Below are 20,843 nucleotides of genomic sequence, written 5' to 3' on the forward strand. Positions count from 1 at the left end.
TGGCCGGCATGTGTTCAGCCTGATCATTGGTCTGTCAGAGACAGCAAAGCCCGACATGGAGCCGGGCTTTGCTGTCAGGGCCCGAAGGCCCGTTACAGGTGTTGATGCAGATCAGAGTGTACGGGCAATTTCACGTACATCGAACACTTCGATCTGGTCGCCCGGACGGACGTCCTGATAGTTCTTAACACCGATACCACATTCCATACCCTGACGAACGTCGGCAACGTCATCTTTGAAGCGGCGCAGAGATTCCAGCTCGCCTTCATAGACCACAACGTTGTCGCGCAGTACGCGGATTTTCTTGTGACGGTAGATAACACCATCAATCACCATACAGCCGGCAATCTGACCGAATTTCGGTGAGTTGAAGACATCACGAACTTCGGCAATACCGGTGATTTCTTCACGCAGTTCCGGCGCCAGCAGACCAGCCATGGCCTGTTTAACGTCGTCCAGCAAATCGTAGATCACGCTGTAGTAGCGCATATCCACACCGTTGTTTTCGACCACTTTCTTCGCCGCGTTATCCGCACGAACGTTGAAGCCGAACATCACAGCACCAGAAGCGACGGCCAGCGTTGCGTCGGTTTCAGTGATACCACCAACACCGGAAGACACAACGTTAACGCGTACTTCGTCGGTCGCCAGTTTCTGCAGGGAAGCAACAATGGCTTCCAGCGAACCACGAACGTCGGTTTTTACAACCACGTTGAGGTTAGCAACCTGACCTTCACCCATACCACTGAACAGGGCATCGAGTTTGGCCGCTTGCTGACGCTGCTGTACCACTTCCTTCATTTTGTTTTCGCGGAATTCAGCCACTTCACGGGCTTTCTTCTCGCTTTCAACAACCATGAAGTTGTCACCGGCTTCCGGCGTTCCGTTCAGGCCGAGAATCTCAACTGGAATGGATGGGCCTGCACCATTAACTTGCTGACCATTTTCATCCAGCAGAGCACGGGCACGACCGTAGCAGGTACCCGCCAGAACGATGTCGCCTTTTTTCAGCGTACCGTTCTGTACCAGCAGAGTGGCAACCGGACCACGTCCTTTATCCAGACGCGATTCAACCACAACACCCTGACCAGGACCGCTGAAATGAGCTTTAAGCTCCAGAATTTCGGCCTGCAGAAGAACCGCTTCAAGCAGTTCATCAATACCCTGACCTGTGTGCGCAGACACCGGGATAAACGGTACAGTACCGCCCCAATCTTCCGGCAATACGTCACGGGCAGACAGTTCGCTTTTAACCCGTTCCGGGTCTGCGGACTCTTTATCCATTTTGTTGATGGCAACCACGATTGGCACGCCTGCCGCTTTCGCGTGCTGAACGGCTTCTTCGGTTTGCGGCATCACACCATCGTCAGCAGCCACCACCAGGATCACCACGTCAGTGGATTGAGCACCACGGGCACGCATCGAGGTAAACGCGGCGTGTCCCGGAGTATCCAGGAAGGACACCATGCCATGATCGGTTTCTACGTGGTACGCACCGATGTGCTGGGTAATACCACCAGCTTCACCGGATACCACGCGGGTACGACGGATATAGTCGAGCAGCGAGGTTTTACCATGGTCAACGTGACCCATTACGGTAACCACCGGTGCACGTGGTTGCTCATCACCCTCGTAAGAAACGGATTCGGTAACGGCTACTTCCAGCGCGTTATCGGCAATCAGCTTGGTCACTTTGTGACCCATTTCTTCAACCACCAGAGTGGCTGTATCCTGATCCAGAATCTGGTTGATGGTCGCCATCACACCCATTTTCATCAGGGTTTTAATCACTTCACCAGCTTTTACGGCCATTTTCGATGCCAGATCGGCAACGGTAATGGCTTCCGGCAGTTCAACTTCATGAACCACGGGCGCTGTAGGACGGGTAAAGGCGTGTTCATTGGCAGACTGCTGACGGCCACGGCCACCTTTCGTCTTGCCTTTGCCACCACGACGGGAACGGTTGCGATCATCGTCACCACCATCGGTAAAGCGGCTGTTCTCACGCTGATCAACGCGTTTCTTGTCGACTGTTTTGTTCGACTTTTTGCGATTTTCTTCCTGACGCGCCTGAGCGGCTTCAGCTTCTGCACGTTTCTGCGCAGCGTCTTCTTCCACCGTGGCCGGCTTGGCTTTGGCGGCCGGTTTGGCGCTGGTCGCTGCCGGTTTTTCGGCGGCTGGTGCTTCTGCTTCTGCTTTTACTTCAGCAACGGCTTCTGCCGGTGCTTCTGCGACGGCCGGTGCTGCTGCAGCTTCAGCAGCTACCTGAGCGGCGGCTTCTGCACGAGCAGCTTCTTCTTTGGCTTTTTCAGCTTCCAGATCCAGCTCTTCGCGTTTTACATACGTGCGTTTTTTACGAACTTCAATGGCGACGGCTTTTTTGCCACCCTGACCCGTTTTCAGGGTCGTGGTCACTTTACGCTTAAGCGTAATTTTGTTCGGCGTAGCCGCTGCTTCACCATGGCTTTTCTTCAGAAAAAGCAGCAAAGACTGTTTCTGATCATCAGAAACAGACTGACTGGCTGCGGTTTGTGGCAACCCCGCTTCTTTCATTTGGGACAATAAGCGATCAACGCTTGTCCCTACCACGTCGGCGAGTTCTTTAACTGTTACATCTGCCATACGTTTCTCCTATGCCGAGCAGTGGTTAGTCGTTGCCCTCAAACCAGGGCTTGCGGGCGGTCATAATCAATTCCGCCGCTTTTTCTTCAGTCATCTGTTCAATGTCCAACAGGTCATCGATGGATTGCTCGGCCAGATCTTCCATCGTACAAATGCCTTTACTTGCCAGAACCAGTGCCAGGTGTTTCTCCATGCCTTCCATGTTCAGCAGATCATCTGCCGGCTGAGAATTTTCCAGTTTTTCTTCGGAAGCAATGGCCTGGGTCAGCAGTACGTCTTTTGCGCGGTTGCGCAGTTCGGTAACCACATCTTCATCCAGACCGTCGATGCTGAGCATCTCTTCCATTGGCACGTAAGCCACTTCTTCCAGCGTGGTGAAACCTTCTTCAACCAGCAGGGTGGCAAAGTCTTCGTCCAGATCGAGGGATTTCATAAATCCTTCGATAAAGCCGGAGGCTTCTTCATTTTGTTTCTCGGATGCTTCTTCTTCCGTCATCACGTTGATTTCCCAGCCGGTAAGCTCGGAAGCCAAACGTACGTTCTGACCGCCACGACCAATCGCCTGGGCCAGATTGTCGGAAGCAACAGCAACATCCATCGTGTTGGTTTCTTCATCCATAATGATCGACGCAACATCGGCCGGAGCCATGGCGTTAATCACCAGCTGTGCCGGATTGTCATCCCACAGCACGATGTCGATACGCTCGTTACCACCCAATTCGTTGGTCACTGCCTGAACACGCGCGCCGCGCATACCCACACAAGCACCCACCGGGTCGATGCGTTTATCGTTGGTTTTTACCGCAATTTTTGCACGGGAACCCGGGTCACGGGCCGCGCCTTTAATTTCGATAACTTCTTCGGCGATTTCCGGTACTTCGATACGGAACAGCTCGATCAGCATTTCCGGAATGGTGCGGCTCAGCATCAGCTGCGGACCACGGTTTTCCGGACGTACTGCGTGCAGAATGGCACGCACACGATCACCCATACGCATAATTTCGCGACCAATCAGCTGATCTTTCGGCAGCAGACCTTCGGCGTTATTACCCAGATCGACGATAACGTTATCGCGTGTCACTTTTTTAACAGTACCGTTAATCAATTCACCAACGCGATCCTGGTACTGATCAACAATCTGTGCACGCTCTGCTTCACGGACTTTCTGTACGATAATCTGCTTCGCAGCCTGAGCGGCGATACGGCCGAAGTCAGGGTTGTCGATTTCGATTTCGTAGGTATCGCCAGGTTGCAGATTGGTATCAATTTCATGAGCTTCCTGCAGGGTCAGCTCATCGCCAAGCCCCGGAACCACATCATTGCTGACAACCAGCCAACTGCGAAAGCTCTGGTAGTCACCGGTTTTACGGTCAATATCCACACGGATAGTGGCTTCTTCATCTTCGTAGCGCTTCTTGGCGGCCGCTGCAAGGGCTGACTCAATTGCTTCAAAAATAATTTCTTTTGAAACGCCCTTTTCGTTGGATACCGCTTCCGCGACCAGGAGAATTTCTTTGCTCATCTTCTAGCCTCGCTCTGCAACCTTAGTCCTTGAATTGTGGTACTACATTGGCATGGTCAATCAGCTCAATCGGCAGTAAATATTCGTGCTCATCAACAACGAGAACGACATCTTCCTGCTCAACACCAATTAACTGGCCTTTGTATTTTCGACGCCCTTCAAAGGGCATACGCAGACGCACATCAATAATGTGGCCAGCATATTGTTGAAATTGTTCGAGTGTGAATAGCGGACGATCCATCCCCGGGGATGAAACTTCCAGCGTGTAATCCTGCGCAATCGGATCTTCTACATCGAGAACCGCACCCAGCTGTCGGCTGACGGCTGCACAATGATCGACAAGAATGCCATCTTCATGGTCGATGAAAACACGCAACAGGGAATGACGCCCCTGAGGAATAAACTCCAGGCCCCAATAGGTAAATCCCATGGATTCAACTATCGGCGCTAACAGCTCTGCTAATTGCGTATCTTTTGCCAAAAACTACCCCCACCACAAACAAAAACTGGGCAACGTTGTGCCCAGTCCGCTACTGCTTTATGCAGACCGAAACCCGCTTTTATCAAGCGGATTCCTGTGAGATTCATACACGACACAGCCGCGTTGAATCGCTCCTGAAAAGCAACTACTAAAAAGCCCCTGACTCGAGGGGCTTTTTAGTAGTGCTCTCTAAAAGCACGCGCATTATAGGCGCTTTAAACAGAAAAAGCGAACCATGTTCGCTTTCCCGGAATAAATTGGTGCGGATGGCGAGACTCGAACTCGCACGAGCTAGGCTCACCACCCCCTCAAGATGGCGTGTCTACCAATTCCACCACATCCGCACTAAAACTGATTAACCTTAGTTGCCAGTGGTTTCCACGGCAGGCTCATCAGAGGTTGATGCATCCAGTTCGGGTGCATCAGAGGAAGGCGCGTATTCTTCCACAAGTGGGGTATCTTTCTCAAGCTTTTCAATCACTTCCTGACTAGGAATTCCTAAATCAGTGTAACCCTGTGCTTTTTGCTTGGCATAAATACCCAGACCAAGACTGGTTACGAAGAATAACGTCGCCAGAATAGCCGTTGTGCGGCTGAGAAAATTACCTGAACCACTGCTGCCGAAGACAGTCTGGGAGGCACCGCTACCAAATGATGCGCCTGCGTCGGCACCTTTACCCTGCTGCAGCATCACAAAACCAATGATGCCAAGAGCCAGCACGATATGAACGATCAGAATAATGGATTCCATAATTTACCTTATGCCCGACAAATACCCAGAAATTCAGCGGCGTCGAGCGATGCACCGCCGACCAGACCACCATCAATATCAGGCTGCGAAAAAAGCTCCGCAGCATTGGCAGCTTTTACACTGCCACCATACAAAATTCGTGTCGCCTGCGCGACGTCCGCACCCAATATCTGCAACTGGGCGCGAATAAAAGCATGCATTGCCTGCGCTTGCTCAGGCGTAGCGGTTTCTCCGGTACCAATAGCCCACACCGGCTCGTAAGCCAGAATAATGTGTTGCCACTGCTGTGCATTCAGCTGTTCAAGCAACAGCTTTAATTGCTGAGCAACGACCACTTCTTCCTGGCCGGCCTGACGCTCGGCGAGTGTTTCACCGATACAGACAACCGCAGTAACTTTGCTGGCCAACAGTTGCCGGGTTTTTGCCAGCACTGTTTCATCGGTTTCACCATAAAAGGTGCGACGTTCTGAATGACCAACCAACGCCATCGCACAGCCGACATCAGCCAGCATTGGTGCAGCGACTTCACCGGTAAATGCTCCGGATTCTTCTGTAGCACAATTCTGCGCACCAAGCGCAACAGCACTGCCAGACAGCAACTGAGCCGCCTGAGTCAGATAAGGAAACGGCGGAAATACCGCAACATCACACTGGTCAATCTGAGCGGCACGGAGTTCCGACAGCAGACTCTGGGTCATCGCCACAGAGGCATTCATCTTCCAGTTTCCGGCAACCAACAAACGACGCATGACGTCTCCCTAAATTCAAAGAGCGCAGATACTATCTAAGAAGCCCCGGCGAGACAAGCAACAGCGCGTCTGCAGAGGCATTCTGCGGCCTAAGCCAGCGCCCGTTCGACCACCGCGGCCAACTCTTCAGCCAGCGTCTGCACCTGTGCAGCATCCTCGCCTTCGACCATCACCCGCACGACAGGCTCTGTACCGGACGGACGCAGCAATACGCGACCACGACCGGCAAGCTTTTCTTCGGTCGCGGCAATCGCCTGAACAATTTCCGGCAGACTCATCACATCGGCCTGACGGCTGCGTTGCACATTAATCATAACCTGCGGCATTTTACTCATACGCTTCTGCCAGTCATGCAATGATGTTTCACTGTCTTTCAGCGCTTGCAATACCTGCAGGGCGGCAACAATGCCATCGCCGGTGGTATTAGCATCCAGACACAAAAGATGTCCGGAGGATTCGCCGCCAAAGCGCCAGCCATGTTCATTAAGCAGTTGCATCACATAGCGATCACCGACCTTGGCACGCAGAAAATCAATGCCCAGATCCTTCAGTCCTAATTCCAGGCCCAGATTGCTCATTAATGTGCCAACCACTCCGCCATTTAAGCGGCCCTGTTTTTTTGCATGGGTAGCAATAATAAACAGCAGCTGATCACCATCAACCAACTCGCCACGATGATCGACCATCATCAACCGGTCGCCGTCGCCATCAAAAGCAATGCCCAGATCGGCATGCTCCTGCAGCACCCGCGCCTGCAAAGCCGCCGGCTCAGTAGAGCCCACGCCTTCATTAATATTCAGACCGTCCGGTTTAGCACCAATGGTAATAACCGTGGCCCCCAGCTCAGAAAAAACCGCCGGGGCAATCTGGTACGTCGCGCCATGGGCACAATCCAGCACAATGGTCAGCCCGCGCAGATTCAGCGAACTGGCCGTGCCTTTGCAAAACTCAATATATCGTCCGCCAGCATCATTAATACGGGCAGCTTTCCCCAGCTGCGCAGATTCAACGCAACTCATGGGTTTATCCAGCCAGGACTCAATGGCTAACTCAGTTTCATCCGGCAATTTTTCACCATTGCCGGAAAAGAATTTAATGCCGTTATCGTAATACGGATTATGTGAGGCACTGATGACGATGCCAGCCTGCGCGCGGAAGGTGCGGGTCAAATAAGCAATGCCCGGTGTAGGAATAGGCCCTAACAAACCAATATCAACACCTGCCGAAGACAAACCGGCCTCCAGTGCGGACTCAAACATATAGCCGGAAATACGCGTATCTTTGCCGATTAAAATCCGGCTCTTTCCCTGTTGAGCGAACACTTTGCCGGCGGCCCAGCCCAATTTCATAACAAATTCCGGGGTAATAGGGTATGCACCCACCCGACCACGAACACCATCGGTGCCAAAATATTTTCTAGACATGCCCTTCCCTCTGAGTGGCAATTACGACACGCAATGCTTCTGTTGTTTGTTTTACGTCGTGTACGCGGATGATTTTCGCACCTTTTAATGCACAGATCACGGCACCGCTCACACTTCCTGCGATTCGCTCGGCGGCATTGCTGTTGCCCGCGGCTTCACCAATCATGCGTTTGCGCGACAAGCCCGTCAGCAGCGGCAGATTCAATTCATGCAGACGCTCCAGATGGTTAAGCAAACGGTAGTTATGTTCGAAGGTTTTACCGAAGCCGAATCCAGGATCGAGCAACAATCGCTCACGCCGTATTCCGGCTTCCTCACACGCCGCAACGCGTGCAGCCAGATACGCCAAAACAGCATCTTCAACCGGCATATCGTAATGCGGAGCAGCCTGCATAACCTGTGGCTCGCCATTCATATGCATCAGGCAGACCGGCAAATCAGAAGCCGCCGCCGCCGCCAACGCCCCCGACCTTGTCAGCGCACGTACATCGTTAATCAGATGCGCACCAGCCTGAGCACTGGCACGAATAACGGCGGCACTGCTGGTATCAACCGAAATAGCCACATCCAACCGCCGGGCAATGGCCTCGACGACAGGAATCACCCGTGCCAATTCCTCGTCCTCACCAACCGTCGCCGCACCGGGACGAGTCGACTCACCACCAACGTCGATTAAATCCGCCCCGTCGTGCAGCATCTGCTCAGCATGACGCAGCGCAGAATCCAGCGCGGTAAAATGACCACCATCAGAAAATGAATCGGGAGTGACATTAAGAATCCCCATTACCCGGGGAACAGAGAGATCGAGCTGACGATTACCACACTGAAATTTCACGCGAAATCCTGAGTACAACGATTAGATATTCGACCCAATAAAAAGGCGGCTAATGCCGCCTTTTAACTATCCAGCAGAGCGAATCAGTTCTGTTCGCCGGCCGGATCACCTACCGCATCATCATCGGCATCACTGGCCATATCACGGCTTTCTTCTGCCGGAGCGGCCGGACCAGAGCCGTTATCGCCCCAGGATTTAGGCGGACGCGGTTTTTTACCGGCCATGATGTCGTCAATCTGATCCGCATCAATGGTTTCATATTCCATCAGCGCATCTTTCATCAGTTCAAGCTTATCGCGGTTTTCTTCCAGAATTTTGCTGGCACGCTGATAACAGACGTCCAACAGATTTCTGACTTCCGCATCAATGACCCGTGCCGTTTCATCCGATAAATGAGACATCTGACCACCGCCAGACGACCCCAGATAACCGTTTTGTTCTTCCTCAGTGTAAAGCTGCGCGCCTAATTTCTCGGACAAGCCCCACTTGGTGACATAGTTTCGTGCGTATTTGGTTGCACGCTCAATATCGTTTGAGGCACCGGTGGTGACACCGTCTTTACCCAGCGTCATCTCTTCAGCAATACGGCCGCCGTACAGCGAGCAGATATTACTTTCGATACCACGTTTACTGATGGAATGGCGATCTTCTTCCGGCAGGAACATCGTCACACCCAACGCACGACCGCGGGGAATAATCGATACTTTGTATACCGGGTCATGCTCCGGAACCATACGACCAACAATCGCGTGACCGGCTTCGTGATAAGCCGTATTGGTCTTTTCTTTTTCCGACATCACCATGGTCTTACGCTCGGCGCCCATCAGGATTTTATCCTTGGCTTTCTCGAACTCTTCCATGGTAACCAGATTACGGTTTGAGCGAGCAGCAAAGAGTGCTGCTTCGTTCACCAGATTCGCCAGATCGGCACCGGAGAATCCTGGCGTACCACGGGCAATAATAGAGGCATTCACATCATCAGCCAGCGGCACTTTGCGCATGTGGACATTCAGAATCTGCTCACGGCCACGGATATCCGGCAGACCCACAACCACCTGACGGTCGAAACGGCCCGGACGCAACAGCGCCGGATCCAGTACATCCGGACGGTTGGTGGCAGCAATAACAATGATGCCATCGTTAACTTCAAAGCCGTCCATCTCAACCAGCAGCTGGTTCAGAGTCTGTTCGCGCTCATCGTTACCACCACCAATACCGACACCACGGGAACGGCCGACGGCATCAATCTCATCAATGAAGATGATACAAGGTGCCTGCTTCTTGGCCTGCTCAAACATATCGCGCACACGGGAGGCACCAACACCAACAAACATTTCAACGAAATCGGAACCGGAAATCGAGAAAAACGGTACACGCGCTTCACCGGCAATGGCTTTTGCCAGCAGCGTTTTACCGGTACCCGGCTGACCAACCATCAGCACACCGCGCGGAATTTTACCGCCAAGGCGCTGGTATTTGCCCGGATCACGCAGGAATTCGACTAACTCTTTAACGTCTTCTTTGGCTTCATCACAGCCGGCAACATCTTCAAAGGTGGTTTTGATCTGATCTTCGCTGAGCAGTTTGGCTTTGCTTTTACCAAACGCCATCGGACCGCCTTTGCCGCCACCACCGCCCTGCATCTGACGCATAAACAGCATAAACACGGCAATAATGATCAGAATAGGCAGTGATGCCAGCAACAATTGAGTGAAGAACCCCTGTTTTTCAGGCTTTTCGCCTAACACCTGAACATGATTGTTCAGCAGGGTGTCCATCAGTTTGTCATCGTAAACCGGCAGAATGGTCTCAAAGGCTTCGCCACCGCTGTTAACACCAGAGATGGTCTGGCCAGAAATGGTGACTTTTTCCACCTGACCGCTTTCCACGGCAGTAATGAACTCAGAGTAGGAATACTCCTTACCCTTGCCCACATTCTGGAAATTGTTGAACACCATCATCAGAACGGCTGCAATCACCGCCCATAATATGAAATTCTTCGCCATACCCGGCACCACCTCATTGGCTGCGGAGTCGGGCCATATCCCGACGTCCCTTCTTTAACTGTCTAGCTTAGCAAGCATTGGCTAAGCGCGGAAACCTTTCCCAACAACGTAAACCTCGCGCGAACGCGGACGAGACGCCTTAGGCTTACGAATCAAAACTTTTGTAAAGGATTGTCTGACGTCCTTTACGTATTCATCAAAACCATCGCCCTGGAACACTTTCGCCACAAACTGACCATTCGGACGCAGCACCTGACGCGCCATATCCAGCGCTAACTCTACTAGATACATAGAACCAGGCTGATCAATTGAGGGTACTCCACTCATATTGGGGGCCATATCGGAGATTACAAGGTCTACCGGACGACCATCGACAATCGCCATTAATTCATTAAAAACCGACTCTTCGGTGAAATCGCCCTGAATAAACTCAACATCAGCAATGGGGTCCATCGGCAGAATATCGGAGGCAATCACCACCCCCTTGCCATTCAGCTTACGACCAACCACCTGTGACCAGCCACCCGGGGCCGAACCAAGATCGATGATGGTCATACCGGGCTTTATGAGCTGGTCTTTCTCATCGAGTTCAATCAGTTTGTAGCTGGCACGCGTGCGATAGCCATCCTGCTGTGCTTTTTGCACATAAATGTCGTCAACATGCTCTTTCAGCCAATCGGCACTGGTTTTTGAACGCGCCATGCAGGTACTTGCTCCAAGGTCAGGTATACTAAGGGCTGTTTAATTCGTGGAAACGACCCCAGCGGTCTTCACCGCATATAAAGCGCTAAGTTTACCACCGAACCACATTACTACCGAACTACAGAGCTCCCGAATCTATATGGCATTATCAAACGAACAGAAAAAGGCCTATCGTGCCATCGGCCACACGCTGAATCCGATTGTCACCGTCGCCGCCAATGGCCTGACCGAAGGGGTCATTGAGGAACTGAACCGCGCACTGAACGATCACGAGCTGATCAAAATCAAAGTGTCTGTTGGTGACCGTGATGTTAAAAAAGAAGTACTGGCAGAGATTCTGCGCATTACCGGGGCAGAAATGCCACAGCAAATCGGCAACACCGCATTGCTGATGCGCCGCAATCCAAAAGCCAATCCTAAGCTGTCCAACCTGAAGCGCTGAAGCACTCAGGTTATCTGACCGCCGGAGCATGATCCCGGCGGATCACCGACACCGGCGCAATCAACAACCAGGCCAACCCCAGAACCGAGATGGCATGCATCAGCATCATCTGCAGCTTCCACCACGGCATAAATGCGAAATACACCAGTGACAGAAACGTCATAATCAACACCAACTGCACGGGCAATTGCCGCCAGCTGAGCGCATGAAACAGCCTGCTCATCAGCAGAATCACACACCCCGCCACGCCACCAAGCCCAACCATCACATGCATAACGTCCATACCATGCTGCGGAAAGAACCCGCGGTGTTCCAGCAGTGGCCGGACTACATACGCACACGCCCATAACCCGCCCAGCCAGAACGTACGGAATAAAATCAGATAATGCCGGATCATGGCGATGACTCCGTCCGGATACTCCGGATCAGTACAGAAAAAGATAAATCCGTGGCCTGACTGGCCAGATCAGCCTGACGTTAACAAGCTTACACCAAAGGGGAGTTGGAAGACCGGACTGTTCCGGTGATAATAGCGAAAAAAGTAAGGTTTCAATGCTCATGTCCGATATCGTAATTTCCGGCTCCGGCCTGTTCATCCCGCCTTTTACCATCACCAATGATGAACTGGTAGAAGCCTACAATGCCTATGCAAATCGTTTTAACGAAGAGCATGCCGACGCCATCGCCGCGGGCGAAACCGAAGCTCTGCCATTATCCAGCAGTGAATTTATTGAAAAAGCCTCCGGCATCAAAGCACGTTATGCCATGTACAAAGATGGCATCGTGAATCCGGACATCATGCATCCCGTATTCCCGATGACACAGGAAGGTGCCACCCCGGAAATGGTCACCATGGGGGTTGCTGCCGCTCGTGAAGCCATGCAACAGGCCGGCAAAACCGCTGACGATATTGATATGGTCATTGTTTCAAGCACCTTCCGCCAGCGTGACTACCCGGGCATGTCTGTTGAAATTCAACGTGAACTGGGCATTAAAGGTTTCGCCTACGACATGGGCATTGCCTGCTCATCCGCGACCTTCGGTCTGATCAATGCCTACACCGCACTGAAAGCTGGAACCGCTAAGTGTGTGTTATTTGTGAATCCTGAATTCACCACACCCGGGCTGGACTTCAAAGATCGCGACAGCCATTTTATTTTTGGTGATGTTGCAACCGCAGCAATTCTGGAGCCTGCAGAAACGGCAACGTCAGAGCATATTTTCCGCATCCTGAGTACCAAACAATTTACCCAGTATTCAGACAATATTCGCTGCGATGCATCTTACGCCGATTACTGCTTTGAAAATGTGCCCGCCAACCGCTATGCCTTCAAACAACAGGGCCGGAAAGTATTTAAAGAACTGCTGCCACTGGTTACTAACTTCATTGAGAATCTGCTGAGCGAAAATCAGCTGGAAGCATCTTCACTGAAACGCATGTGGCTGCATCAGGCCAACGTTAATATGAACTTATTTGCCGTTAAAAAACTCCTCGGCCGGCTGCCGGAAGGGAATGAAGCGCCTGTGGTTCTGGATGAGTTTGCCAATACCGCTTCTTCTGGTTCAGTTATCGCCTTCCACCGCCATAAAGATGATTTCATCTCCGGCGATAAAGGCCTGATCTGTTCTTTTGGTGCTGGCTATTCCATTGGCAGTCTTTTAGTCGAAAAAGTCTGATAACAGCCCCCATTTTCCGGCGTAATCCGCGCCGGAAAATGCCATCTATTAATTCCTTTTTTTCAAAAAACCTTCATTAGCTATCATGCTGTAAATATGTCAGTGTACGGGCATACTTATAACGACTGCAAAAGACCAAAAGAGGAATCTGCATGACTCACCAACACTCCTTTAACCGTGAAGAACTGCTGGCCTGTGGCCGCGGCGAACTGTTTGGTGAAGGAAATGCCCGCCTGCCACTTCCCAACATGCTGATGATGGATCGCATTGTGCACATCAGCAGTGAAGGCGGCGCTTACGGTAAAGGCGAAATTATTGCCGAACTGGATATTGATCCGTCTCTGTGGTTTTTTGACTGCCACTTTGAAACGGACCCGGTCATGCCTGGTTGTCTGGGTCTGGATGCCATGTGGCAGCTGGTTGGTTTCTTTCTCGGCTGGCGTGGCAACCCCGGTCGCGGTCGCGCCCTCGGTTCCGGCGAGGTGAAATTCCGTGGCCAGGTGCTGCCAACCGCCAAAACAGTTACCTACCGCATTGATATCAAACGCGTTATGGAACAGAAACTGGTCATGGGCATTGCTGATGCCAGAATGGAAGTGGATGGCCGCGAAATTTATACCGCCAAAGATCTGCGTGTGGGGTTGTTTACCTCCACTGAAAACTTCTGAACGCCACCGCTTGCTGTTCAGGTTCTGTCATTATTGACAGGGCCTGACCTTCTCAACATTCCCACGTTATCTCCTGACTGATTTCCGTTAAACTGGCGGCATCATTCTGTGAGGTATCCCTGTGGGACAGATCATACAAACCGAGATGACGGTACTCGTCACTCCGGACATGGCCAACTTCTCCGGCAACATGCATGGCGGCGAATTACTCAAGCTGCTGGACAAAGTCGCTTATACCTGTGCGATGCGTTACAGCGGACATTACGCCGTCACCCTCTCGGTCGATAATGTTTTATTTAAAGAGCCCATTTTAATCGGAGAACTGATCACCTGCCTGGCGACCATTAATTACACCGGCCGCACCTCGATGGAAATTGGCATCAAAGTCGTTGCTGAAGATATCAAGCTGCGTACTGTTCGCCACACGCATACCTGCTTCTTTACCATGGTCGCCATGGGAGACGACAACAAACCCACCCCTGTTCCAGAATTGGAATTAAAAAATGAAGTACAGATCCGGCGCTGGAACAAAGCGCTGAAACGTCGCCAGGCGCAGAAAAAACTGCAGGCCATGATGCGTGCAATTGAGCGTGACGATGGCTCAGATGATTTTGACGATTTACCGCTGATTCCGTGCCCCTGAGCCATCCTCCCGGTTAACAGGTATAAAAAAACCGCGCAATGCGCGGTTTTTTTTATGTCGGCAACAAGAGCAGAAATCAGACGTGTTTTACTTCGTCAATTTCATACTCAACGGTGCCGCTGGGAATCTTAACGGTAACCGCATCGCCTTCTTCCTTGCCAATCAGCGCACGCGCAATCGGTGAGGAAATAGAAATACGGTTAGCTTTAATATCCGCTTCGTCTTCACCGACAATGCGGTATTCCACTTCAGCATCAGTATCCACATTGATGATGCGCACCGTAGTGCCAAACAAAACCTTACCGGTGTGCGGAATGGTTTTGATATCAATCACCTGAGCATTGGACAACTTACCTTCGATGTCCTGAATACGACCTTCAATAAAACCCTGCTGTTCACGGGCGGCATGATACTCAGCGTTCTCTTTCAGGTCGCCGTGCTCACGCGCCTCAGCAATCGACGCAATAACACGCGGCCGATCAACTGTTTTCAGACGCTGAAGCTCTCCTCGCAGAGCCGCTTCACCCTCAACAGTCATTGGATACTTTTGCATACTGTTATGACTCCCTAACTATTTGAATGCGACCATTAAATGGTCGCATGCAGATCCTGCAGTCGGCGAACTTCTTTCAGGCCTTCGGAGCGCAGCGCTTCAACCACCGCTTCTGCGCCCGCCAGGGTTGTTGTGTAATACACTTTATGCTGCAGCGCGCTGCGACGGATGTCAGCAGAGTCTGCAATGGCTTGCGGGCCATCGGTGGTATTCACAATCAAAGAAATTTCGTCGTTTTTAATCATATCCACAATGTGTGGACGACCTTCGGTCACTTTGCTGACGCGATCAACAGCCACACCAGCGGCCTGCAGCACTTTACAGGTACCTTCCGTCGATACCAGTTTAAAGCCACGCTCGATCAGACCTTCAGCAACAGCAACCACACCGGACTTATCGGCATCTCGCACAGAAACAAAAGCCACACCGCTGTCCGGCAATTTAGCACCGGCACCCAGCTGCGCTTTAAAGAACGCTTCGCCAAAGGTTTTACCGGCACCCATCACTTCACCGGTGGATTTCATTTCCGGCCCAAGAATCGGGTCAACACCCTGGAACTTGTTGAACGGGAACACCGCTTCTTTTACGGAGAAGTACGGTGGAATGATTTCTTTGGTAAAGCCCAGTTCAGCCAGTTTCTTACCGGTCATAACCTTGACAGCAACCGCGGCCAACGAGGTGCCGATGCATTTGGACACGAAAGGTACCGTACGGGAAGCACGCGGATTCACTTCGATCACATAGATCTCGCCGTCCTGCCACGCCAGCTGCGTATTCATCAGGCCAACCACGCCCAACTCCATCGCCATCGCCGCGACCTGCTTACGCATTTCATCCTGCACCTCTGCCGGCAGGCTGTATGGTGGCAGAGAACACGCGGAGTCACCGGAGTGAATACCCGCCTGCTCGATATGCTGCATGATACCGCCGATAACAACCTGCTCACCGTCGCAAATGGCGTCGATATCCACTTCAACCGCACGATCGAGGAAGTAGTCCAGCAATACCGGAGAATCGTTGGATACTTTTACCGCTTCAGTCATGTAACGACGCAGCGAGGCTTCGTTATTCACAATTTCCATCGCCCGGCCACCCAGAACATAAGATGGGCGAACCACCAGCGGGTAACCGATTTCTGCAGCTTTAATCACTGCTTCTTCAGCAGAAGTAACAGTAGCGTTAACCGGCTGCTTCAGACCCAGACGCTGAATCATCTGCTGGAAACGCTCACGGTCTTCGGCACGGTCGATCGCTTCCGGAGAAGTACCGATGATCGGCACACCCGCGGCTTCCAGCTCGTCGGCCAGTTTTAGCGGCGTCTGGCCACCGTACTGTACGATCACGCCTTTTGGCTTTTCACGGTCGACGATTTCCAGCACGTCTTCCAGAGTAACAGGCTCGAAATACAGACGGTCAGAGGTGTCGTAGTCGGTAGAAACCGTCTCCGGGTTACAGTTCACCATAATGGCTTCGTAACCTTCTTCTTTTGCCGCCAGCGCTGCGTGCACACAGCAATAATCGAATTCAATACCCTGACCAATACGGTTAGGACCACCACCCAGTACGATGATTTTTTCGCGGTCGGATGGATTCGATTCGCACTCTTCTTCATAGGTCGAGTACATATACGCCGTGTCAGTGGCGAATTCCGCCGCACAGGTATCCACGCGTTTATAAACCGGGCGAATACCCAGTTTCTGACGCTGCTTGCGGAAGGTTTTTTCGGTCACACCCAGCAGTGTTGACAGACGAGCGTCGGAGAAACCTTTGCGTTTCAGACGGTAAATACGATCGGCATCCATCGAGGTCAGGCTGCTCTGAGCAACCGCGCCTTCTTCTTTGATCAGATCTTCAATCTGTACGAGGAACCATGGATCGATACCGGAATACTGATAAATTTCATCAACGCTCATACCGGCACGGAAGGCATCGCCCACATACCAGATACGGTCCGCGCCCGGCACCCGCAGTTCAGAGATAATTTTATCTTTGCTGCCCGCATCGTTCAGATCCACCTTCGGATCAAAACCGGTAGAGCCCACTTCCAGACCGCGCAGCGCTTTCTGCATGGATTCCTGCTGGGTACGGCCAATCGCCATCACTTCGCCCACTGACTTCATTTGCGTGGTCAGACGACCATCCGCCTGCGGGAATTTTTCGAAAGTGAAGCGTGGAATTTTGGTCACCACGTAGTCAATCGATGGCTCAAACGATGCCGGGGTGCGACCACCGGTAATATCGTTCTGCAGTTCGTCCAGGGTGTAACCCACCGCCAGCTTGGCCGCCACTTTAGCAATCGGGAAACCGGTTGCCTTGGAAGCCAGCGCCGAAGAACGGGATACACGCGGGTTCATCTCGATCACGACCATACGGCCGGTTTTCGGATCCATACCGAACTGAACGTTGGAACCGCCGGTTTCAACACCGATTTCACGCAGCACCGCCAACGAGGCGTCACGCATGATTTGATATTCTTTATCACTGAGGGTCTGTGCCGGAGCAACGGTGATGGAGTCACCGGTGTGCACACCCATGGCGTCGAAGTTTTCGATAGAACAGATAATGATGCAGTTGTCGTTTTTATCACGCACAACTTCCATCTCATATTCTTTCCAGCCGATCAGGGATTCGTCGATCAGCAGCTCGTTGGTTGGCGACAGGTCCAGACCACGGGTACAGATTTCTTCGAATTCTTCTTTGTTGTAAGCAATACCGCCACCGGTGCCGCCCATGGTAAAGGACGGACGGATGATGCACGGGAAGCCCAGAGTCTTCTGTACTTCGCGGGCTTCTTCCATGCTGTGCGCAATACCGGCGCGCGGACACTCGAGGCCGATCTTTTTCATCGCCTTATCAAAGCGGTTACGGTCTTCGGCTTTGTCGATGGTGTCAGCGTTGGCACCAATCATTTCCACGCCGAATTTTTCCAGTACACCAGCCGCTTCCAGACCCAGAGCACAGTTCAGTGCGGTCTGGCCACCCATGGTTGGCAGCAGTGCATCCGGACGCTCTTTCTCGATGATTTTGGCAACCGCTTCAACGGTAATCGGTTCGATATAGGTTGCATCCGCCATCGACGGATCGGTCATGATGGTCGCCGGGTTAGAGTTCACCAGAATTACACGGTAGCCCTCTTCACGCAGAGCCTTACAGGCCTGAGCGCCGGAGTAGTCAAATTCACAGGCCTGGCCGATAACGATAGGGCCGGCGCCAATGATCAAAATACTTTTTATGTCAGTACGTTTTGGCATAACTCAGTCTGTCCTGTTATTGGGCGGCCTTGGCAGCAACAATCAAATCAATAAAGTGGTCGAACAGTGGCGCAACATCGCGCGGGCCAGGGCTGGCTTCCGGGTGACCCTGGAAGCTGAAAGCAGGCTTATCGGTGCGGGCAATGCCCTGCAGGGTGCCATCGAACAATGACTTATGCGTCACCTTCATATTGGCTGGCAGCGTGCTTTCTTCTACCGCAAAGCCATGGTTCTGACTGGTAATCATCACCCTGCCGGTTTCGATATCCTGTACCGGATGGTTGCCACCGTGGTGGCCATGACCCATCTTCATGGTTTTAGCACCCGAAGCCAGGGCCAGCAGCTGATGACCCAGACAGATACCGAACACCGGAATATTGGTCTCCAGAATGTCCTGAATCGCTTTGATGGCGTAATCACAAGGCTCCGGGTCACCAGGGCCGTTGGACAAGAAGATACCGTCCGGATTCAGCGCCAGAACTTCGGCTGCCGGAGTCTGCGCCGGAACAACGGTCAGCTCACAGCCACGCTCTGCCAGTAAGCGCAGAATATTGCGTTTAACGCCGAAGTCGTACGCCACGACTTTGAATTTTGGTTCGGTCAGTTCGCCATAACCTTTACCCAGCGTCCAATCTGTCTGAGTCCAGCGGTAAGCTTCCTTAACGGTTACTTCTTTCGCCAGATCCATGCCTTTCAGGCCAGGGAATGCTTTGGCTTCGGCCAGCGCTTTTGCCACGCTCTCTTCAGAATGCGCATCCGCAGCCGCCAGAATGCAGCCATTGAGGGAGCCTTTTTCACGCAGAATACGGGTCAGGCGGCGGGTATCGATATCGGCAATGCCCAGCACATTGCGCTCTTGCAGGTAAACATCCAGTGCCTGTTCACTGCGGAAGTTGGATGCGATCAGCGGCAGGTCGCGGATCACCAGACCTTTGGCATAAATACCATTGGATTCTTCATCTTCACTGTTGGTACCGTAGTTACCAATATGTGGATAGGTCAGAGTAACGATCTGGTTGGCGTAGGAAGGGTCGGTCAGAATCTCCTGATAACCGGTCATGGAGGTGTTGAAAACAACTTCTCCCACTGACAGGCCTTCGGCACCGATGCTGGTACCTTTGAAGATACTGCCGTCCTCAAGAGCTAGAATGGCTGGCGTAGACAAGGCTAAATCCCCGAACAAAGAATAAACTTGCAGACTACCGCACCGGGCCGGAGGAGGTCAGAACCAGAATCTGCAGTCGTAAAAAAGCGGAATGGCGACAAATTGACTCCATCCCGCTTATGACTCGCTATGGACTGATAGCGGATTCCGGCGACAAAAAACGATCACCGCAGTGCGTGTATAAACTAACCCTAAATGATACTGAAAACAGGGGCTTGTGTCCATTAAAGCTGGCGGATTGTGCATCAGTAGCGCACCAACAAGCAGCACCTAAGGCCGCACTTTGTTTTCAGCGCATCAAGAACCTGCTCCCCGATATCCTTTCCCCGTAATCAAACGTCCTTCCGTAACGCAGCTCGGCTTGTTATCACTCAAGCGCCGCATCTGAAATATCCTTCCGATAAGCATCGCAGCTTTACCGGAACCACTCCGGAACAGTATCAATACAACACCGAAAATTAATGATAAAACCAATACTAAATGGCCAGATACATAAGTTTACATTTTGTAACATACAAATATACACTTAATATAACTTCACACAGATCCAAATGAGTCATTTCATAGTTGTATATTGAGAGGGAAAACTACTGTCTGACTCATTAACAGTTAAAGATATTTTTAAACATTTAAATATCTGACTAATAAGTCAGAAAATAAGGACAACAACAATTAAAACCATAATGAAGAGGTCTGCCCCATGCCTGTAGCCGTAGATGGTCGTCGTCGTCTGCAACCGGAAGAGCGTAAGCGCTTATTATTAACCAATGCTGTTGAAGTATTTGCCCGCCGGGGAATCGGCCGTGGCGGTCATACAGAAATTGCCGAAATCGGTGGTGTCTCTGTAGCAACGGTATTTAATTATTTTAAAACCCGCGAAGCGCTGGTCGAAGCCGTTCTGGAAGAAGTAGAAAGCTTTCTGCTGAATCTGGCCGAGGCCGTGTATGCCGAAGAGGACAACCCACTCGAAGCTATCCGTCTGCACGTCAAAGCATTTCTCAACGCCTGTGAAGAAAATCCGGACTACATCAAAGTCTGGCTTGAGTGGAGTGCATCGGTACGGGAAGAAATCTGGCCACAGTATCTGGAATTCCAGAACAAGCTGCTGGATCTGATTGCCAAACAAATCGACAAAGGCATCAAGAAAGGCATTCTGGAACAGGGTCTGGCACCCAAAGAACGTGCTCGCTGGGCACTGGGCAATGCGCAGATGCTGGTATCCATGGTGTTCGATCCGAATGGCAAACCACGCGGTATGGAAAAAATGGTCGAACGTGGCTTCGATCACATGCTTGGCGTAAAAGCCTGAGCATCTGAGTCAAAACTCAGACAATAAAAAGCCGCTCACTGAG

The 20,843-nt window shown here is 51.8% G+C and carries 18 protein-coding genes and 1 tRNA gene; 5 read left to right on the forward strand and 14 right to left on the reverse strand.

Annotated elements, in window-relative coordinates:
• Positions 1-111: 111 nt before the first annotated feature.
• The 10 genes from infB to rlmE form a co-directional block, all read right to left on the reverse strand.
• Positions 112-2,622 carry a translation initiation factor IF-2 gene (gene infB / locus NYR02_RS03175; RefSeq protein WP_260974950.1) on the reverse strand — a complete coding sequence of 837 codons (2,511 nt, stop codon included), beginning with the start codon at positions 2,620-2,622 and terminating at the stop codon, positions 112-114.
• A 25-nt stretch (positions 2,623-2,647) separates the two neighbouring features.
• Positions 2,648-4,144, reverse strand: a complete 1,497-nt coding sequence (nusA, locus tag NYR02_RS03180) for a transcription termination factor NusA (protein WP_260974951.1) — start codon at positions 4,142-4,144, stop codon at positions 2,648-2,650.
• 22 nt (positions 4,145-4,166) lie between these two features.
• Positions 4,167-4,625, reverse strand: a complete 459-nt coding sequence (gene rimP, locus NYR02_RS03185) for a ribosome maturation factor RimP (RefSeq protein WP_260974952.1) — start codon at positions 4,623-4,625, stop codon at positions 4,167-4,169.
• 258 nt (positions 4,626-4,883) lie between these two features.
• Positions 4,884-4,969: transfer RNA gene (locus tag NYR02_RS03190), tRNA-Leu, on the reverse strand.
• Between the two features lie 17 nt (positions 4,970-4,986).
• Positions 4,987-5,376, reverse strand: a complete 390-nt coding sequence (gene secG, locus NYR02_RS03195; protein WP_260974953.1) for a preprotein translocase subunit SecG — start codon at positions 5,374-5,376, stop codon at positions 4,987-4,989.
• Between the two features lie 8 nt (positions 5,377-5,384).
• Positions 5,385-6,125 carry a triose-phosphate isomerase gene (gene tpiA, locus NYR02_RS03200; protein ID WP_260974954.1) on the reverse strand — a complete coding sequence of 247 codons (741 nt, stop codon included), beginning with the start codon at positions 6,123-6,125 and terminating at the stop codon, positions 5,385-5,387.
• Positions 6,126-6,214: 89 nt separating this feature from the next.
• Entirely contained in the window at positions 6,215-7,549 is a 1,335-nt protein-coding gene (gene glmM / locus NYR02_RS03205) for a phosphoglucosamine mutase (protein WP_260974955.1), read from the reverse strand.
• On the reverse strand, positions 7,542-8,384 hold the full coding sequence (gene folP, locus NYR02_RS03210) for a dihydropteroate synthase (protein ID WP_260974956.1): 843 nt from the start codon (positions 8,382-8,384) through the stop codon (positions 7,542-7,544). Before folP ends, glmM begins: the two co-directional genes overlap by 8 nt.
• 83 nt (positions 8,385-8,467) lie before the next feature.
• Complete coding sequence (ftsH, locus tag NYR02_RS03215) at positions 8,468-10,390, reverse strand: ATP-dependent zinc metalloprotease FtsH (RefSeq protein WP_260974957.1); 1,923 nt, start codon at positions 10,388-10,390, stop codon at positions 8,468-8,470.
• A gap of 81 nt (positions 10,391-10,471) precedes the next feature.
• The gene (rlmE, locus tag NYR02_RS03220; protein WP_260974958.1) at positions 10,472-11,092 is read right to left on the reverse strand and encodes a 23S rRNA (uridine(2552)-2'-O)-methyltransferase RlmE; all 621 of its coding nucleotides are present in this window, start codon (positions 11,090-11,092) and stop codon (positions 10,472-10,474) included.
• Between the two features lie 139 nt (positions 11,093-11,231).
• On the opposite strand from rlmE, the gene NYR02_RS03225 reads away from it, so the two are divergent.
• Complete coding sequence (locus NYR02_RS03225; protein ID WP_260974959.1) at positions 11,232-11,534, forward strand: YhbY family RNA-binding protein; 303 nt, start codon at positions 11,232-11,234, stop codon at positions 11,532-11,534.
• A 10-nt stretch (positions 11,535-11,544) separates the two neighbouring features.
• On the opposite strand, the gene NYR02_RS03230 is transcribed toward NYR02_RS03225, so the two are convergent.
• A complete protein-coding gene (locus NYR02_RS03230; protein WP_260974960.1) occupies positions 11,545-11,931 on the reverse strand; it encodes a hypothetical protein in 387 nt (128 codons plus the stop codon).
• A 161-nt stretch (positions 11,932-12,092) separates the two neighbouring features.
• Between NYR02_RS03230 and NYR02_RS03235 the strand changes: the two genes are divergently transcribed.
• From NYR02_RS03235 to NYR02_RS03245, 3 genes are all read left to right on the forward strand, one after another.
• Positions 12,093-13,211, forward strand: a complete 1,119-nt coding sequence (locus NYR02_RS03235; protein WP_260974961.1) for a beta-ketoacyl-ACP synthase III — start codon at positions 12,093-12,095, stop codon at positions 13,209-13,211.
• A 152-nt stretch (positions 13,212-13,363) separates the two neighbouring features.
• Complete coding sequence (gene fabA / locus NYR02_RS03240; RefSeq protein ID WP_260974962.1) at positions 13,364-13,879, forward strand: 3-hydroxyacyl-[acyl-carrier-protein] dehydratase FabA; 516 nt, start codon at positions 13,364-13,366, stop codon at positions 13,877-13,879.
• A gap of 121 nt (positions 13,880-14,000) precedes the next feature.
• Entirely contained in the window at positions 14,001-14,522 is a 522-nt protein-coding gene (locus NYR02_RS03245; protein WP_260974963.1) for an acyl-CoA thioesterase, read from the forward strand.
• Positions 14,523-14,598: 76 nt separating this feature from the next.
• On the opposite strand, the gene greA is transcribed toward NYR02_RS03245, so the two are convergent.
• Genes greA through carA form a run of 3 tightly spaced genes read right to left on the reverse strand, consistent with a single transcriptional unit; the run spans position 14,599 to position 19,491 of the window.
• The gene (gene greA / locus NYR02_RS03250) at positions 14,599-15,075 is read right to left on the reverse strand and encodes a transcription elongation factor GreA (RefSeq protein WP_260974964.1); all 477 of its coding nucleotides are present in this window, start codon (positions 15,073-15,075) and stop codon (positions 14,599-14,601) included.
• A 35-nt stretch (positions 15,076-15,110) separates the two neighbouring features.
• Complete coding sequence (carB, locus tag NYR02_RS03255) at positions 15,111-18,326, reverse strand: carbamoyl-phosphate synthase large subunit (RefSeq protein WP_260974965.1); 3,216 nt, start codon at positions 18,324-18,326, stop codon at positions 15,111-15,113.
• Between the two features lie 16 nt (positions 18,327-18,342).
• Complete coding sequence (gene carA, locus NYR02_RS03260) at positions 18,343-19,491, reverse strand: glutamine-hydrolyzing carbamoyl-phosphate synthase small subunit (protein ID WP_260974966.1); 1,149 nt, start codon at positions 19,489-19,491, stop codon at positions 18,343-18,345.
• 700 nt (positions 19,492-20,191) lie between these two features.
• On the opposite strand from carA, the gene NYR02_RS03265 reads away from it, so the two are divergent.
• Positions 20,192-20,800, forward strand: coding sequence for a TetR/AcrR family transcriptional regulator (locus tag NYR02_RS03265; RefSeq protein ID WP_260974967.1), 609 nt, complete (start codon positions 20,192-20,194; stop codon positions 20,798-20,800).
• Positions 20,801-20,843: the final 43 nt, after the last annotated feature.

This window comes from Thalassolituus pacificus (assembly GCF_025318105.1).
Lineage (GTDB): Bacteria > Pseudomonadota > Gammaproteobacteria > Pseudomonadales > Oceanobacteraceae > Venatoribacter > Venatoribacter pacificus.

Excerpts from the sequence above, each read along its gene's own strand:
- NYR02_RS03225 (WP_260974959.1), top strand. The coding sequence starts at position 11,232 with ATGGCATTATCAAACGAACAGAAAAAGGCCTATCGTGCCATCGGCCAC.
- ftsH (WP_260974957.1), bottom strand. The coding sequence starts at position 10,390 with ATGGCGAAGAATTTCATATTATGGGCGGTGATTGCAGCCGTTCTGATG.
- glmM (WP_260974955.1), bottom strand. The coding sequence starts at position 7,549 with ATGTCTAGAAAATATTTTGGCACCGATGGTGTTCGTGGTCGGGTGGGT.
- carB (WP_260974965.1), bottom strand. The coding sequence starts at position 18,326 with ATGCCAAAACGTACTGACATAAAAAGTATTTTGATCATTGGCGCCGGC.
- greA (WP_260974964.1), bottom strand. The coding sequence starts at position 15,075 with ATGCAAAAGTATCCAATGACTGTTGAGGGTGAAGCGGCTCTGCGAGGA.
- tpiA (WP_260974954.1), bottom strand. The coding sequence starts at position 6,125 with ATGCGTCGTTTGTTGGTTGCCGGAAACTGGAAGATGAATGCCTCTGTG.
- NYR02_RS03235 (WP_260974961.1), top strand. The coding sequence starts at position 12,093 with ATGTCCGATATCGTAATTTCCGGCTCCGGCCTGTTCATCCCGCCTTTT.
- rlmE (WP_260974958.1), bottom strand. The coding sequence starts at position 11,092 with ATGGCGCGTTCAAAAACCAGTGCCGATTGGCTGAAAGAGCATGTTGAC.
- nusA (WP_260974951.1), bottom strand. The coding sequence starts at position 4,144 with ATGAGCAAAGAAATTCTCCTGGTCGCGGAAGCGGTATCCAACGAAAAG.
- NYR02_RS03265 (WP_260974967.1), top strand. The coding sequence starts at position 20,192 with ATGCCTGTAGCCGTAGATGGTCGTCGTCGTCTGCAACCGGAAGAGCGT.
- NYR02_RS03230 (WP_260974960.1), bottom strand. The coding sequence starts at position 11,931 with ATGATCCGGCATTATCTGATTTTATTCCGTACGTTCTGGCTGGGCGGG.
- fabA (WP_260974962.1), top strand. The coding sequence starts at position 13,364 with ATGACTCACCAACACTCCTTTAACCGTGAAGAACTGCTGGCCTGTGGC.
- infB (WP_260974950.1), bottom strand. The coding sequence starts at position 2,622 with ATGGCAGATGTAACAGTTAAAGAACTCGCCGACGTGGTAGGGACAAGC.
- secG (WP_260974953.1), bottom strand. The coding sequence starts at position 5,376 with ATGGAATCCATTATTCTGATCGTTCATATCGTGCTGGCTCTTGGCATC.